This is a genomic window from Novosphingobium percolationis (assembly GCF_020179425.1).
GTDB lineage: Bacteria > Pseudomonadota > Alphaproteobacteria > Sphingomonadales > Sphingomonadaceae > Novosphingobium > Novosphingobium percolationis.
Genome location: NZ_JAILYM010000002.1, coordinates 808,778 through 823,723, shown reverse-complemented (window position 1 = coordinate 823,723; position 14,946 = coordinate 808,778). Strand labels below are relative to the sequence as shown.

The following is a 14,946-nucleotide window of genomic DNA, read 5'->3' as shown; positions in this document are numbered from 1 at the left end:
CTCAGCCGTTCGTCCATTCCGCATTGCGCTTTTCCATGAAGGCGGCAATGCCTTCGCGCTTGTCGGCGGTGCCGAACAGCGCGGAAAATGCCTGACGCTCCGCCGCCAGATGCGCTGTGTGCGGCAGGTCGAACGCGGCATTGACCAGCGCCTTGGCCTGGCGCACGGCCACCGGCGCGCGGCCGGCAATCGCCACGGCAATCGCATCGGCACGGGCCAGCGCCTCACCCTCGCCCACCACTTCAAGCACAAGGCCCAGCTGCTGCGCGGTCGTCGCATCGATGGGCTGGCCGAGCAGCACCATGTGCATCGCCGCCATGCGCCCGACGATGCGCGACAAGGTGGCCGTGCCGCCTGCGCCCGGAATGATGCCAAGGTTGGTTTCCGGCTGGCCAAACTTGGCCCCTGCCCCGGCAATCGCGATATCGCAGCACATCAGCAGCTCGTTGCCCGCGCCAAGGCACCAGCCTTCGATTGCCGCCACGATCGGCTTGGGGAATGCCCGGATCTGCGCCCAAATCGCGGGACGAACGTCGGCCAGAGCGCCAACGACGTCCTTTTGGGCCAGCTCGTTAATATCCGCCCCCGCCGCAAAGACTTTGGGCAATCCGCTGATCACGACACAGCGTATCGCAGTATCATCGCGTGCACTGTCGAGAATGTCGGCGATCAGCGCCAGGACCGGTGTTGCCAGCGCGTTGCGCTTGTCGGGGTTGTTCAGGGTCAGCCTCAGAACGCCGTCATCCTGACGATTGACGAGAATGAGGGTTTGCGGATCGGTCATGCCTTGGTCATCCAGTATTCTGAAGGATTGTACATCGGCTGGCCGGTTTCGGCAGCCATGGCGGCAAGCACCTGAACCAGTAGCCCTGCCCCCATCTGCCGGCCCCAGGCAATCGGCCCGAACGGATAGTTCGCGCCAAAGCGTAGCGCATTGTCGATGCCCGCTTCGTCGCTCACGCCTTCCAGCACGGCATCGCCCGCCGCATTGGCAATCTGCGCCAGCGTGCGCAGCACGATCAGGCCGGGGCGGTCAGCCACGCAGTAAGGCGCCAGCCCCCAGCTGTGGAGCACCGAAGCGGCGACCGCGGCCGCCGCTTCGTCAGACGCGGCAAACGCGGCAGCCGAGGCGGATGCTGCATCGAACCAGTCAAGCAGCGCCACCGGACGACCGGCTTCGGCGCTTTCGGCCCGCGCGGTGCGCCCGCGCGAGAAGCGCACCAGCACGCCGCCTATGTCCAATTTATCCGCGCGTGGAAGCGCCCCTTCCGGCTTGGCCGGAACGCTGGCAAGCTCCGCGGCCTCCACCGGCACGGGCGTCGGCACCGCGGCGCCATCGGCATAGTCATAAATGCCGCGGCCAGTCTTGCGCCCCAGCCAGTTGGCATCGACCAGCGCGGACTGCACCAGTTGCGGGGTAAAGCGGGTCTGGCCGAAATAGGATTCGTACACCGAGCGGGCGACCGCGAAGTTCACGTCCTGTCCGATCAGGTCGGTCAGCTCCAGCGGCCCCATGCGAAAACCCGCGCCGGCGCGGAACAACTGGTCGATCACCGCCGCTTGCGCGCCCTGCTGCTGCAGGCAGCGGAACGCCTCAGCATAGAACGGGCGGGCCACACGGTTGACGATGAAGCCGGGCACATCGGCCACGGGCACCGCCACCTTGCCCCATGCGCGGGCGAGATCGGCAATCGCCTCCGCCACGGCGGGAGCGGTCGCCGGGCCGGAGACGACCTCGACCAGTTTCATCGCCGTTGCGGGATTGAAGAAGTGCATGCCCACGAACCGGCCGGGTTCAAGCAGCGAACGCGCCAGCCGGGCAATCGGCAACGACGAGGTGTTGCTGGCAATGATGGCGTCAGGGCGAAGCTGCTCCTCCAGCTGGCCGAACAGCGCCTGCTTGACCGTCAGATCCTCGATGATCGCCTCGATCACCAGGTCACAGCCCGCCAGCGCCGAAACGTCGTCGGTCCACGAAAGGCGCGCCAGGATCGCGGTGGCCTCGTCCTCGCTCAGCTTGCCGCGCTTGGCCAGCTGGCCCAGCCCCTTGGCAATCTGCTCGCGGCTGCGCTCGCGCGAAGGCGCGAACACGTCATAGACGACCACGGTGTGCCCGGCCTGCGCTGCAACTTGCGCGATGCCGCTGCCCATGGCCCCTGCACCGCAAACGCCAACTTGCTTGATGTCGGACACTCTACTCTCCGCAACTGAATGAATCGCCTTACGCCGCGCAACCGGCCGAACAGCCTCCGACCTGGGCCTTCGTCGCACGCCCCTTGATTTCTCGGAGGGGTTCTTCGCCTTCCATGGGCTTGAGGCCAAGGCGGGCGAACATCGCGCTGTCGGCATCGTCGCCGGCGTTGGCGGCGGTCAGCAGCTTGTCGCCAGTGAAGATCGAGTTCGCGCCCGCCATGAAGCACAGCGCCTGCGTCGCGTCGGACATCGCCTCGCGCCCGGCCGACAGCCGCACCATGCTCAGCGGCATGGTGATGCGCGCCACCGCCACGGTGCGGACGAACTCGATGTCGTCGATCTTCGCCAGCGGCGTATCGGCCAGCATGTCGCCCAGCACGGTGCCCTTGATCGGCACCAGCGCGTTCACCGGCACGCTTTCGGGATGCTGTTCCAGCGTGGCCAGCGCGTGGACGAAGCCCACCCGGTCGGCGCGGGTTTCGCCCATGCCCACGATCCCGCCCGAACAGACGTTGATCCCGGCATTGCGCACGTTGTCGAGCGTCTGGAGCCGGTCGGCAAAGGTGCGCGTGGTGATGACTTCCTCATAGCGTTCGGGCGAGGTGTCGATGTTGTGGTTGTAGTAATCCAGCCCTGCCTCGGCCAGCTGCGCCGCCTGCGACGGGCTGAGCATCCCCAGCGTCATGCAGGTTTCCATGCCCATTTCGCGCACGCCCTTGATCATGGCGATAACCGCCGGCATGTCGCGCTCCTTGGGGTTGCGCCATGCCGCGCCCATGCAGAACCGCTTCGATCCGTTGTCCTTGGCCTGTGCGGCTGACTGAAGCACGTTCTGCACTTCCACCAGCTTAGTCGCCTCGACCCCGCTGTCAGCCTTGACCGACTGCGAACAGTAGCCGCAATCCTCGGGGCAGCCGCCGGTCTTGATCGACAGCAGCGTGCACAGCTGCACCTCGCCCGCACGGTGGTGCGCCCGGTGCACTTCCGCCGCGCGGAACACCAGCTCGGTGAACGGAAGGTCGAACAGCGCGGCGATCTCCTCGCGCGTCCAGTCCGTGCGGGCGGGCGCGTCCATCGTCAGGCCGCCAGTTCGATCAGCGGGGTAGCAAACTCGGCCAGATCGTCGATCCGGGCGACCTGCGCCGCCACCTTGCCGGCCTTGGCCGCGGGCACATCCAGTGTTTCGTCCAGCACGGCGAGGCGGGCGACCACCTCGCCTTCGGCAACGGCCTGTCCAACCGGGGCAAGCCAGACCACGGTCCCGACATGCGGAGCCTTGACCGTCAGCGTCTCGAATTGAGCCGAACCCACGGCAACCAAGGCGGGGGCTGGACCGGGCAAGGCCGCTTCAACCACCAGCAAGGGGTTCACAGTGCCGGGCTGGCGGGCGAGAAAATAGTCCCCCTCCTCACCGGTCACGCAGACCTCGTTCCAGCCGCCCGCCAGCATCGCGTCAAGCAGCGCACGGGCATTGTCGATGGCGCGGCGCGCGTTGTCGTCGATCTCGATCATGCCGCAGCCCCCTTCCGTTCGGCGAGCAGGACTTGTTCCAGCCAGCGGGTGTGAATGCGGTTCGTCCGGAAATCGGGGTGCGCAATGATTTCGCGGTGCAGACCAATGGTGGTGGCGATCCCTTCCACGCGAAAATCGGCGAGAGCGGCATCGAGTTTGTCGATGGCGGCTTCGCGCGTGGGCGCGTGTACGATCAGCTTGCCGATCATGCTGTCGTAATACGGCGGGATCATCGCGCCTTCGGACATGTGGCTATCGAGCCGGATGCCTTCGCCCTGCGGGGGCGACCAGTGCGTGATGCGGCCGGGTGAAGGCAGGAAATCGCGCGCGGTGTCTTCGGCGTTGATGCGGCATTCGATCGCGTGGCCGGAGAGCTTGACCTGGTCCTGCGTGACCGAAAGCGGCGCGCCGCCGGCAATGCGCAACTGTTCCTGCACCAGATCGAAGCCCGCGATCATCTCGCTGACCGGGTGTTCCACCTGGATGCGGGCGTTGACTTCGATGAAGTAGAATTCTTGCCGCTTCACGTCGAAGAGGAATTCGCACGTGCCCGCGTTGCGATAGTTGACCGAGGCGGCCAGCGCGCAGGCGCTTTCGTGCAGTTGCTTGCGCAAGTGATCGGGCATGGCGGCGCAAGGCGCTTCCTCGATCAGCTTCTGGTAGCGGCGCTGCACCGAGCAATCGCGTTCGCCAAAGTGGACCACGCCGCCCTTGCCGTCGCCCATCAACTGGACTTCGACGTGGCGCGCTTCAGGAACGAAGCGTTCCATGAACAATGTGCCATCGCCGAAAGCCGCGACCGCTTCGGCCGAGGCGCGGTGGAAGCCGGCTTCGGCCTCGTCGCCATTGTTGGCGATGACCATGCCGCGACCGCCGCCGCCGGCAGCCGCCTTGAGCAACACGGGATAGCCAATGCGATCGCCTTCGCGGCGGGCGTCGGCCGCCGTGGCGACGCCGTCGCACCCCGGCACCAGCGGCACACCGGCGGCACGGGCCATGCCGCGCGCCTGGATCTTGTCGCCCAGAGAATCGATCACGTCGGGTTCCGGGCCAACGAAAGCGATACCGTTCTGCGCGCACAGCGTAGGCAGGATGGCGCGTTCGGACAGGAAACCATAGCCCGGGTGCAAGCCATCGCAACCACTCTCACGGGCCGCGTGGACGACGAGACGCGGGTCCAGATAGCTCTTGGCGGCCTGCGCCGGTCCCAGAACCACGGTGCGATCGGCAAGCCGCGCTGCGGCGCTGTCACGATCCGCATCCGACACGGCCAGCACCGTTTCCATGTTCAGTGCCTGCGCGGCGCGGATGATACGCAGGGCGATTTCGCCGCGATTGGCGATGAAGAGACGCTGGATCGCCATCAGTCCGCCACCATCGCAAACAACGGCTGGCCTGCTTCAACCATCGCGCCGTCCTCAGCAAGGATCGCAACGATCTTGCCAGCCTGGCCGGCCTTCACCGCGGTGAACAGCTTCATCACCTCGATCAGGCAGATTTCATCGTCCGCAGCAACGCGCCCGCCGATTTCGACGTAAGGCGCCGCACCGGGCTTGGGCGCGCGATAGAAGGTGCCGAGATTGGGCGCTGCAACCACCACCGCGCCATCGGGCACGCTGGTGGACACCGGAGCTGCGGCAGCGGGCGCAGCCGCCGCGACGGGCGCAGCCGGGGCAGCGACCACCGGCGCAGCAACCGCTACGGGTGCTGCCTGCTGGCCGCCCAGTAGCGAGGGCGCCGCCGCATCGTTGGACAACAGCAGCTCGAACTCGCCCGACCGCAGATGCAGCGTGGCAATGCCCGACCGCGTGAACTCCTCCATCAGAACGCGCACGTGATCGACGGGATGGTCGATGGTTGGCTTCTGGGTCATGGTTCGAGCCGATCCTCTCACATGGCCCGGCGCGACACGCCGACCGGGCCTGCCCCGCGAGGGGGCGTTATCAACGACGAAGGCTGATGTTCAGGCCTTCGGACTTCATTTCGACGACAGGCATTGTGGCGACCTGCATCAGCTTGCGCACGTCTTCCAGTTCGGGCGACGAAAGCAGCGGGAAATCCCGGCGTACCGGCCCTGCGGCGCGCATCTTGTCGATGTCGGGCTGCGGTACGAACGCGCGGTAGAGCAGCTCATCCTCGTCCTCGGTGGCATAGCGCTTCTTCAGCTCGTCGAGGTCCGGGGCTTCCGGCGGATTGGCGAGGACTTCCCTGGCGCGCGGCGCGGCCATGATCTTGTCCAGCACGTCCGCATCGACCGGGGCCACCGTCTGGCCATAGAAGCCGCCAGCATACTGGATGACTTCGTCGGGCACGGTGCCATAGCGCTTGCCGGTGACGACATTGAGCACGGCCTGGATGCCGACCAGCTGACTGAATGGCGTGGCCATCCCCGGATAGCCCAGATCGCGGCGCACGGCGGCGACTTCATCGAGAACCTCGGGCAGCTTGTCCATCATCTTGTGCATCGCAAGCTGGGCCTTGAAGGTGCCCATCATGCCACCGGGAATCTGGTGCTGGATCGAGAACTCATCGTATTCAGCGTACTGGTCGTGGAGATTGCCCGACGCCTTGGCAACGGCACGGAAGTGATCCGCGACGGGCTGGAACAGAGATTCATCGAGACTGTGGGTGTGGCCACGCAGCTGGATGTTTCTGGCCATGATCTCGGTCGAGGGGACCGAGGGGCCGTTGGCCATGGGGCGGCTGGCGGTGTGGATGACCGAGACGCCGCAGTCGATGGCATCGAGATAGGCCTTTGCCGAAAGCCCGAGCAGGTTGTTCGAATGGAACTCGATCGGTTTGCCGCCCGCCGCCTTCACCAGCGCGGGGACCAGCTGTTCGATGCGATCCTTTTCCAGAACGCCGGCGGTATCATAGAGCAGGATGGAATCGACGTGCGGGCTGTCGGCCAGCTTCTTGGCGTTGGCGACGAAGAATTCGTCGGTATGGACAGGCGACAGTGCGAACATGATCGCGCCAGCAACCTTGGCGCCATTGGCTTCCTTGGCCACCTTGGCAAGGCGCAGCATGTTGTCCATGCCGAACAGCACGTCGTAGATCCAGAACGAGCGGATGCCGTGCGCGCACAGGCGCTGCACCCACAAGTCCATCAGGGCGGGCGGTGTTATGCCGAAGGTGACGTTGGCATTGGCGCGAAGCCCGGCGCGCAAGGGGGTGTTGGGCATCGAGGCGACCAGAAGGTCGAGCCCTTCCCAGTAGTTTTCCTGGCAATAGCGGGTGAGCACGTCGAGCATGCCGCCGCCGGTCAGGTCGATGGTGGAAAAACCGGTCTTGTCAAGCAGAGGAGACACCGGAAGGGCCATGCCGGCACGCATCCTGAGGCCCCACAGACTCTGCTGGCCATCGCGCATGGTTTCGTCGAGAAAATCGATGTGGGCCATCCCCACGCACTCCCTTTTTTATCGCCCGCGCCGCAGCCCGGACGGAATATCAATCGGCTTCGACGAGGAACAGCACCTGGCCACCTTCGACCAGGACGCCGTCTTCCACGCAGACCCTGCGGATGGTGCCGGCCTTCCCGGCCTTTACCGACGTGAACAGCTTCATCACTTCAAGCAGGCAGATCTCGGTCTCGGCATGCACGCGCTGGCCCACTTCGACAAAGGGCGCCGACCCTGGCTTTGGCGCGCGGTAGAACGTGCCGAGATTGGGGGCGCAAACCTGATGCCAGCTGGCATCTGTTGCGACCGGAGCGGCAACCGGCGAAGGTGCGTCCGCCGGGGCCGGTGCTGCCGTCGATGCCGGCGCCACAGGGATCGCAGGCGCGGCCGCGACCGCCGGGGCAGCGCCGAGGCGAGGCGCGGCACTGTCATTCGACAGCAGTACGCCGAAGTCAGAGCCCTCGACCCGCAGTTCTTTGAAACCGCCGCTGGCAAACAGCTCTGCCAGTTTTGCGATGTCGCCGGAGATGCGATTGGCCATGGCTCAGGCCGCCGCCTGTTGCGCTGCTTCGCCATCGGCAAGCGTGCGCAAGGTTTCGGTCAGCACGCGTTCGTTGTGCCAGACCGACGAGCCGAAGCTGTGTTCGATCACCTTTGTGCGGCGCAGGAAGCGGTGAATGCCCAGTTCCCAGGTGAACCCCATACCGCCGTGAACCTGGATGGTTTCGTTACAGACATGACGGGCAACCTCGCCCGCGTAGGCTTTCGCCATCGAGACGGCACGCGCACGATCGGGCGCGTTTTCGGACAAGGTCCAGACGCCGTAGTAGGTGGCGGACCGTGCCGCCTCGACCGCCACGGCCATGTCGGCGCAGCGATGCTTGATCGCCTGGAACGAACCGATGGCCTGGCCGAACTGTTCGCGGGTGCGGGCATATTCGACCGCGGTATCGAGCATGCGACCGGCAATGCCGGTAAGCAGGCACGCCATCATCCCGGCGCCGGCATCGAACAGGCGGGCAACTGTACGGGCCGGTGCCGCAGGACCGACCAGCGCATCATCGCCCAGCGCGACGCCAGCAAAGGTGACTGCAGCGTGAGCGCAGGTCGGGTCGATATCTTCATGCGCGCGGACCGAGACGCCGGCCGCGTCGGCAGGCACCAGATAGACGGCCGGACCCGAGTCCGATTGCGCGACCACGGCGAACAGGTCGGCCTGCGCGCCTTCGGCCACGAGCAGTTTGACCCCATTCAGTACCCCGCCCGCGACCTTGGCCTTCACGCTTTCGGGCGCATCATCGTCGTCCTTCTCGATCATCGCCAGGGCCACGCGCAGTTCGCCGGCCGCGAGGCGCGGCAGGTACTGTTCCTGCTGCGCCGGCGTGCCATGGCGCGCGAGCAGATCGGTGACCACGAGCGCATCGACGGCCGCGAGCGGCGCGAGGCTGGCGCCCATCGCTTCTACCGACAGGGCCAGATCGACCGGGCCGAGCCCGGCCCCGCCGCGTTCCTCGGGCACCATCATCGCGAAAAGGCCCAATTCGGCCAGCGCGTCCCAAGCCGGGCCAGCCGCATCGGCAGAGAGATCGGGCGCGACCAGCGCGGCGTGGTCTGCCAGCAGGCGGGCAACGGTATCGCCCAGGCTGGTCTGTTCCTCGTCGAAGGCAAAGTTCATGGGTCAGATTTCCTTGCGTTCGCCCGGCATCAGCGCGGCAGGCCGAGCACACGCTCGCCAATGATATTGCGCTGAATTTCCGAGGAGCCGGAATAGATCGTAAAAGCCTTGGATTGCAGCCAGCTAAGCTGGAAGCGACCGAGCGAGGCGGCGGCCGGATCGTTGCCCGAAAGCGGCGCGATGGGGCCAAGCGCGTCCATCGCCACTTCGTACATCGTCTGCGCCGCATGGCTCCAGTAGAGCTTGGTCATCGAAGCGTCCGAGCCGCGGTCCGCGCCATCGAGGAGACGGCTGAACGAACGCAGCGCGTTGAGCCGGACGATTTCGATCTCGGAGATCGCACGGGCAAGGCGCTGGCGAACCGCTGGGTTGTCGATGGCAGAGCGGTTACCCTGCATCGTCTGCGTCAGCGTGATCAGCAGTTGATCGAGTTCCTGCTTGAAGCGGATCTGGCGGCCGAGCGCGTCTTCGGGGCCACGTTCGTACGCGAGCGTGGTCATGGCGATCTTCCAGCCGCCATTCAGATCGCCCACGATGTTCTCGGCCGGAACCTCGACATTGTCGAAGAACGTCTCGTTGAATTCGGACTCGCCTGAAATCTGGCGCAGCGGGCGGATGGTGATGCCTGGGCTGCTCATGTCGATCAGCAGGAACGACAGACCCTTGTGCTTGGGTACGTCGGGATCGGTCCGCACCAGCGCGAAGCACCACTGCGCGTATTGCGCATAGCTTGTCCAGATCTTCTGGCCGTTGACGATGAACTTGCCGTCCTTCAACTCGGCCCGCGTACGGACAGAGGCAAGGTCGGACCCGGCGTTGGGTTCGGAAAAGCCCTGACACCACACCTCGTCAGACGAGATGATCTTGGGCAGGAAGCGCTTCTTCTGTTCTTCCGTGCCGTGGGCAAGGATCGTCGTACCGGCCAGGTTGTGGCCGATGATGTTGATCCCTTCGGGCGCGCGGGCGCGGGCCATTTCCTCGGCAAAGATGCCGCGTTCGATCAGAGTGGCACCACGGCCGCCGTATTCCTTGGGCCAGTTGATCCCGCTCCAGCCGCCGGCGTGGAGCTTACGCTCCCAGTCGAGGCGGAACATCGCGCGTTCGTGCTCGTCTTCCGGTTCGAACACAGTCTCACCCCAGCCCTGCGGCAGTGCGGCGGCGAGCCAGGTCCGCAATTCCATGCGGAATTCGTTTTCCGAAGGGCTGTAGTTGAAGTCCATCGACCCGCTCCGTCAGTCCTGCGCGGCAGCGGCGCGTTCGGCCGCACCCGCGAAATCAGGCGCACGCTTTTCGCGGAAAGCGGTCACGCCTTCGACGTATTCGGGCGTGAGGTAAGCGACCGTCTGGGCGTAGCCCTCGAATTCCAGCATCTGCTCAAGAGAAGCGGATTGCGACATGTTGAGCAGGCGCTTGGTCATCGCCATCGCGGTGGGCGAGCCCGAAGCGATCTGGGTGGCCAATGCGCGGGCCTCGGCCATCAGGTCGTCATGCGGCACCACCTTGTTGGCGATGCCGATGGCCAGCGCCTCGACCGCATCGACTTTGCGCGCGGTGAAGCACAGTTCCTTGGCCTTGTTGATGCCGACGGCGCGGGCCAGGAAAAACAGGCCTCCGAGATCGGGCACGAGACCGACCTTGGCGAAAGCCTGGAGGAAAGTCGCCTTTTCGCTGGCGATGATGAAATCGCACGACAGCGCGATGTTGGCGCCGGCACCGGCGGCGGCGCCGTTGACGGCGGCGATCACGGGCTTTTCCAGCTTGTACAGCGGATCGAGCACATCGCGCAGGATCCAGCGGTGGCGGGCGCGGCGCTGGATCGGCGTCAGCTTGGGGTTGCTGGCCTTGAGGTCAGCGCCGGCGCAGAAGCCACGGCCGGCACCGGTGAGGATCACTACCGACACGGCGGTGTCCGCCGCGATCTTCGGGATGAGATCCTGCAACTCGCCGTAAAGGCGGTCGGTCGTCGCGTTCATCGCGTCGGGACGGTTCAGGGTGACCGTCGCGATACGGTCGCTCACCTCGTAGATGATATCTTCGTAGCTCATGGCTGGCCTCTCAAATCTCGTTTTCGACCGGCGGTACGTGCGCCAGGTCGCCATCGGTGCTGTCCGGAATGGCAAACCACTGTTCGGGCATGTGCACCGGGATACGGAAATCGTGCGCGGGCACGACGATATCGGTGTTGTCGAGCACGCGGCGCATGGCCGCCTGCCAGGTGCGCTCGCTTTCGCTGCGGATGTTGCCAGTGAGGAAGGCATCCGACAGCGAGCGCAGCGGGTGGGCCGCAGCGCGCGGATCGGCCGGGAACCAGTAGCGATAATGGTCGCCGAGGTCCGAGACGAGGGCAACGCGGCCCTTTTCGGTGGTGACGACTACGACCTGCATGCCTTCGGTGTGGCTGGGCACGCTGAGCAGGCGGATCCCGGGGAGGAAATCGGTGTCGCCATCGACCAGGCGAAGCTGCGCCGGACGCTTGCGCCCCATCAGGTTGTTGATCGTCGACTTCCAGTAGAAGATCCGCTGCGACGGCACCGGATCGACCGCCGCCATCAGCTCGGCACGCTGCACCACGACGCACGAGTCCGGGAACAGGTCGAGGTTGTCGGCATGATCGAAATGCAGGTGGGTGCAGATGACGTAGTCGATGTCCTGCGGCGTGAGCCCCTCGGTCGCGAGGACGGCGGTGAGGCTGGCATGGCCGCCCCCTACCCCCGAGACCCGCAAGCGGGCAAGGACGGTGGGAATATCGGCCATGCCGCTATCGACGAGAATCCGGACAGACTTGCCCGCCACCTCGCCCCGCACGAGCCAGACATGCACGGGATCGCGCATGAGTGACCCGCCGTGCTGCAGGTAAAGCTCCCCGATACGGAGCGTGGTGACGGTCCAGTTGGTCACGCTTCGATCACCTCGAACCGCTCGATGTCGGACACCGCGCCCTTGCGCTCGCCCTTGGTCCAGATCGCGCGGACGCGGGTGCCCGGCTTGATCGTCTGCTTGGCGCTTTCAAGATCGTCGATCTCGATGATGTGGATCATCTTGGTCGATGCGCCGTCGAGCACGATTTCCGCATAAGCATACGGCACCGGGCGGGTCTGGCCATAGACCTCCATGTTGATCAACGAGCAGGCGCGGATCGTGCCGGTGTCGGCGCAGGCTTTCCACGTACCGGTCCGCTTGTGCGTGATGTCGTCGATCTCGCGCGGGGGCAGCAGGGCATCATCGGCGTTCGAGCCGCGCACACCCATGACAACGCCGTTTTCCTTCAGCTCGTCGAACATGCGGCCGTAGTACGGACCATAGGCGTGGTCGTAATCGAGTGCCATCGAGTAGTTGATCACGCCAAGCGGTTCAGCCGGGCCGACCAGCGGCTTCACTTCGCCAACGGGAGCGTCGGGCGACAGCACGAAACCTTCGATCGCAGTGATCGAGGTTCCGGCATCTTCACTGGCCCACTGCGCCGCGACGCGCTGACCGACCTTGCAATCGGCGAGATCGGCAAGGATGCGATGCGCAAACGCGTTTTCACAGCCATCGAGACGGACAAGGCCGATCACGACACCGTCGACGCGGGTGAACGCGGTCAGCTCGCCGTTTTCCGGCACCTGCACGAGTTCTTCGGGCTCATCGCCGTTTACCGGCGAGAAGTCCTGCGCCGGGGCGATCACCTTGCCGCCGGCAAAACGCGAGCCGACAATGCGGCGATTGGGCATTTCGGCCAAGAACGTGCCCGCCGACCGACCGGGGGTGAGCGTGTAAGGCATCGCGATCGTGCTCTTGAAGGTCGGCAGATCGATCGGAGCAGTTTCAGGTGCGTAGAACATCGGCTCTCCCTCCTCAGGCGCTCAGCACGGCGCAGCCGCGCAGGTTGGCCCAGCCGCCGCCCGATTGGACAAGCGCGGTCTTGGCACCCTGGATCTGATGGGTTTCGTTGCGGCCCATGACCTGGGTCGCGGCTTCGATCAGGCGGATCACGCCGACAGCCCCGATCGGGTTTGCGCCCATGCAGCCACCCGAGGGATTGACTGGGATGTCGCCATCCACCTGTGTCGCGCCCGAGGCGATCAGCTCCGCCGCCTGTCCCGGAGGGCACAGCCCGAGGCTTTCGTAGTAGTTGAGTTCGAAGCAGGAATAGGGCTCCTGCACCTCGACAACGTCGAACTGGCGGCGCGGGTTGGTGATGCCGGCCGCGCGATAGACGTGCTTTGAGGCAATCGCCAGCGGCTCGGACAGCATAAGCGAGCGTTCCGGGGCGTTATCCGCCTCGCAGCAATAGGCCATGCCGCGGATCCATGCCGGGCGGGTGTTGGAGTGATGCGCCACCTTGTCCGACGCGAGCACGATGGCCGCTGCGCCGTCCGAAATCGGCGGCACGTCGAGCATCTTGATCGGCCAGCACAGCGGCTTGGAATTCAGCACGTCCTCAACCGTGACGGGCTTCTTCTGGTGCGCATAGGGGTTCTTGATGGCGTTGTTGCGGTTCTTGGCCGCAACCATCGCCGCAGCTTCCTCGGTATGGCCGAGCACGTCCATGCGCGCGCGCCAGTAGGCAGCCGAGAAGCCCATGATACCCACGGCGAATTCACGGCCCCAGAAGGGATCGTAGAGCGTGGAGATCGAATACTGCAGTTGACCTTCGGACAGCTTGTCATAGGCGACGACCAGAGTGCGGTCGGAATAGCCGCCCGCCACCTGGTAATACCCGGCGAGCGCCCCGGCAAAGCCTGCACCGCCGCCACTGGTGAGACGCACGACCGACTTGCCCTGCGCGCCGATGGCATCCACAACCCACTTTTCCGGCTGGTTCACCGCAGCGAAAAGCACCGGGCCGGTGGCGATCACCACCGTGTCGATATCCTCCATCGAGAGCTTGGCGTCGGCCAGTGCACGATCAACGGCTTCGCGAACGAGGCCGGCCTGGCTGACGTCAGTACGACGGCGCGCGTGATGCGTCTGTCCGACGCCAACGATTCCTACTTCACGACCCATGATCAAACCTCGAGAGTGAAGACGCAGTTGGTCTGCATTGCGACACCGCCGGTGCCATGGACGATTGCCTTGGCCGGCGCCTTTGCGCCGCCAGCAACCGGGGTGGAGAGCTGCTTGGCCGCCTCGGCCAGACGCACAAGGCCGGTGGCCATGATCGGATCGGCAGGAAGCGCGCCGCCCGAACGGTTCACCTTGGCGTCCTGCGCCGCATCGAGGCCCTTGCCCGCCGGAGCAAGACCGAGCCCTTCGAGCGCCAGCAGTTCGCCGACGACCGAGCTGCCGCTGGTTTCCACCACGTCAGCCGCAGCAGCCGAGGCCCAGCCCGCCTTGCCCAGCGCCATCTTCGTTGCATTGGACACAGAATCCAGCCGGTTTGCAGTGCGTTCGGCAAAGCTGTGCGTTTCCATGCTGGTACCCATGCCGGTAATCAGCACCGGCGGACGACCGGCGCGGCGCGCGACGTCGGCATTGCCGATCAGAACGGCCACGGCGCCATCGACGGGACGTGCAATCATCAGATCGGTCAGCGGCGCGGCCGCTTCTTCACTGGCCAGAACGGTGCGCGCATCAGGCGCATCCCCCATGGCAACTTTGCCGCCTGCAGCAGCAGCAGCCCAGCGACGGGCAACGACTTCAGCCAGAGCCTCGTCCTTGATGCCGTGCGCGGCCAGGTAACGCTGTGCCTGGATGCCGAGCGCAGCCTTCTGGCCAAAGCCGACAGGGCGCTGGTAGAACGGCTCGACCATCGACGACCAGTAAAGGTCGACGGACGATTCCGAAGGCTTGGAATAGGCCACGATCAGACCAATCGAAGCACCGGCGCGGATCTTGTTCACGCCATACAGCGCACCCCACAGGCCATCCTCTTCAACCCGCGCCTCTTCCTTGTGATGCGCACCCAGCGCACCAAGAAAGCCGCAGTTGGAAATCGAACGACCATCGAGCACGTCACTGCCGGAATCGATCACGAAATCAACGTCGTCGATCGTGAGACCAGTGCCCTTGAACACGTTGGTCACGACCGAAGAAATTAGGTCGATATGCTGCGCATCACGCCACGCCGGACGCAATTCGGTTTGCGCGGAGGCAAGCACCGCCACCTGACTGAGACCCATCAGAATCCTCACCTGTCTTTCGCCGGAGAAGTCGCCTGCAGCAACGTCGCCAACCACTACC

Annotated in this window: 15 protein-coding genes; all 15 read right to left on the bottom strand. The window is 65.2% G+C overall.

The window, feature by feature from the left end; all coding sequences use genetic code 11:
- Window position 1: 1 nt before the first annotated feature.
- Entirely contained in the window at window positions 2-784 is a 783-nt protein-coding gene (locus K3A84_RS08365; protein ID WP_225008862.1) for an enoyl-CoA hydratase-related protein, read from the bottom strand.
- Entirely contained in the window at window positions 781-2,193 is a 1,413-nt protein-coding gene (locus K3A84_RS08360) for a 3-hydroxyacyl-CoA dehydrogenase (protein ID WP_225008861.1), read from the bottom strand. The genes K3A84_RS08365 and K3A84_RS08360 overlap by 4 nt, the downstream gene beginning before the upstream one ends.
- 28 nt (window positions 2,194-2,221) lie before the next feature.
- On the bottom strand, window positions 2,222-3,268 hold the full coding sequence (bioB, locus tag K3A84_RS08355; RefSeq protein WP_225008860.1) for a biotin synthase BioB: 1,047 nt from the start codon (window positions 3,266-3,268) through the stop codon (window positions 2,222-2,224).
- Window positions 3,269-3,270: 2 nt separating this feature from the next.
- The gene (locus K3A84_RS08350) at window positions 3,271-3,705 is read right to left on the bottom strand and encodes a hypothetical protein (protein WP_225008859.1); all 435 of its coding nucleotides are present in this window, start codon (window positions 3,703-3,705) and stop codon (window positions 3,271-3,273) included.
- Window positions 3,702-5,069, bottom strand: coding sequence for an acetyl-CoA carboxylase biotin carboxylase subunit (locus K3A84_RS08345; RefSeq protein WP_225008858.1), 1,368 nt, complete (start codon window positions 5,067-5,069; stop codon window positions 3,702-3,704). Before K3A84_RS08345 ends, K3A84_RS08350 begins: the two co-directional genes overlap by 4 nt.
- Window positions 5,069-5,578, bottom strand: a complete 510-nt coding sequence (locus K3A84_RS08340) for an acetyl-CoA carboxylase biotin carboxyl carrier protein (RefSeq protein ID WP_225008857.1) — start codon at window positions 5,576-5,578, stop codon at window positions 5,069-5,071. Before K3A84_RS08340 ends, K3A84_RS08345 begins: the two co-directional genes overlap by 1 nt.
- Window positions 5,579-5,648: 70 nt before the next feature.
- Window positions 5,649-7,106 (bottom strand): pyruvate carboxylase, encoded by a 1,458-nt coding sequence (locus K3A84_RS08335; protein WP_225008856.1) that lies wholly within the window; start codon window positions 7,104-7,106, stop codon window positions 5,649-5,651.
- A gap of 49 nt (window positions 7,107-7,155) precedes the next feature.
- Window positions 7,156-7,647, bottom strand: a complete 492-nt coding sequence (locus K3A84_RS08330) for an acetyl-CoA carboxylase biotin carboxyl carrier protein (RefSeq protein ID WP_225008855.1) — start codon at window positions 7,645-7,647, stop codon at window positions 7,156-7,158.
- A 3-nt stretch (window positions 7,648-7,650) separates the two neighbouring features.
- Window positions 7,651-8,781 (bottom strand): acyl-CoA dehydrogenase family protein, encoded by a 1,131-nt coding sequence (locus K3A84_RS08325; RefSeq protein ID WP_225008854.1) that lies wholly within the window; start codon window positions 8,779-8,781, stop codon window positions 7,651-7,653.
- Window positions 8,782-8,810: 29 nt separating this feature from the next.
- The gene (locus tag K3A84_RS08320) at window positions 8,811-10,001 is read right to left on the bottom strand and encodes an acyl-CoA dehydrogenase (RefSeq protein WP_225008853.1); all 1,191 of its coding nucleotides are present in this window, start codon (window positions 9,999-10,001) and stop codon (window positions 8,811-8,813) included.
- Between the two features lie 12 nt (window positions 10,002-10,013).
- A complete protein-coding gene (locus K3A84_RS08315; RefSeq protein ID WP_225008852.1) occupies window positions 10,014-10,826 on the bottom strand; it encodes an enoyl-CoA hydratase/isomerase family protein in 813 nt (270 codons plus the stop codon).
- 10 nt (window positions 10,827-10,836) lie between these two features.
- On the bottom strand, window positions 10,837-11,679 hold the full coding sequence (locus tag K3A84_RS08310; protein ID WP_225008851.1) for an N-acyl homoserine lactonase family protein: 843 nt from the start codon (window positions 11,677-11,679) through the stop codon (window positions 10,837-10,839).
- Window positions 11,676-12,605 (bottom strand): PhlB family protein, encoded by a 930-nt coding sequence (locus K3A84_RS08305; protein WP_225008850.1) that lies wholly within the window; start codon window positions 12,603-12,605, stop codon window positions 11,676-11,678. The genes K3A84_RS08310 and K3A84_RS08305 overlap by 4 nt, the downstream gene beginning before the upstream one ends.
- Window positions 12,606-12,618: 13 nt before the next feature.
- Window positions 12,619-13,770, bottom strand: a complete 1,152-nt coding sequence (locus K3A84_RS08300; RefSeq protein WP_225008849.1) for a thiolase C-terminal domain-containing protein — start codon at window positions 13,768-13,770, stop codon at window positions 12,619-12,621.
- A gap of 2 nt (window positions 13,771-13,772) precedes the next feature.
- Window positions 13,773-14,885, bottom strand: a complete 1,113-nt coding sequence (locus K3A84_RS08295) for a thiolase C-terminal domain-containing protein (RefSeq protein WP_225008848.1) — start codon at window positions 14,883-14,885, stop codon at window positions 13,773-13,775.
- Between the last annotated feature and the right edge of the window lie 61 nt (window positions 14,886-14,946).

Coding starts and splice junctions, on each gene's coding strand:
- bioB (WP_225008860.1), bottom strand. CDS start 3,268: ATGGACGCGCCCGCCCGCACGGACTGGACGCGCGAGGAGATCGCCGCG.
- K3A84_RS08320 (WP_225008853.1), bottom strand. CDS start 10,001: ATGGACTTCAACTACAGCCCTTCGGAAAACGAATTCCGCATGGAATTG.
- K3A84_RS08330 (WP_225008855.1), bottom strand. CDS start 7,647: ATGGCCAATCGCATCTCCGGCGACATCGCAAAACTGGCAGAGCTGTTT.
- K3A84_RS08340 (WP_225008857.1), bottom strand. CDS start 5,578: ATGACCCAGAAGCCAACCATCGACCATCCCGTCGATCACGTGCGCGTT.
- K3A84_RS08350 (WP_225008859.1), bottom strand. CDS start 3,705: ATGATCGAGATCGACGACAACGCGCGCCGCGCCATCGACAATGCCCGT.
- K3A84_RS08305 (WP_225008850.1), bottom strand. CDS start 12,605: ATGTTCTACGCACCTGAAACTGCTCCGATCGATCTGCCGACCTTCAAG.
- K3A84_RS08335 (WP_225008856.1), bottom strand. CDS start 7,106: ATGGCCCACATCGATTTTCTCGACGAAACCATGCGCGATGGCCAGCAG.
- K3A84_RS08365 (WP_225008862.1), bottom strand. CDS start 784: ATGACCGATCCGCAAACCCTCATTCTCGTCAATCGTCAGGATGACGGC.
- K3A84_RS08295 (WP_225008848.1), bottom strand. CDS start 14,885: ATGGGTCTCAGTCAGGTGGCGGTGCTTGCCTCCGCGCAAACCGAATTG.
- K3A84_RS08345 (WP_225008858.1), bottom strand. CDS start 5,069: ATGGCGATCCAGCGTCTCTTCATCGCCAATCGCGGCGAAATCGCCCTG.
- K3A84_RS08315 (WP_225008852.1), bottom strand. CDS start 10,826: ATGAGCTACGAAGATATCATCTACGAGGTGAGCGACCGTATCGCGACG.
- K3A84_RS08325 (WP_225008854.1), bottom strand. CDS start 8,781: ATGAACTTTGCCTTCGACGAGGAACAGACCAGCCTGGGCGATACCGTT.
- K3A84_RS08300 (WP_225008849.1), bottom strand. CDS start 13,770: ATGGGTCGTGAAGTAGGAATCGTTGGCGTCGGACAGACGCATCACGCG.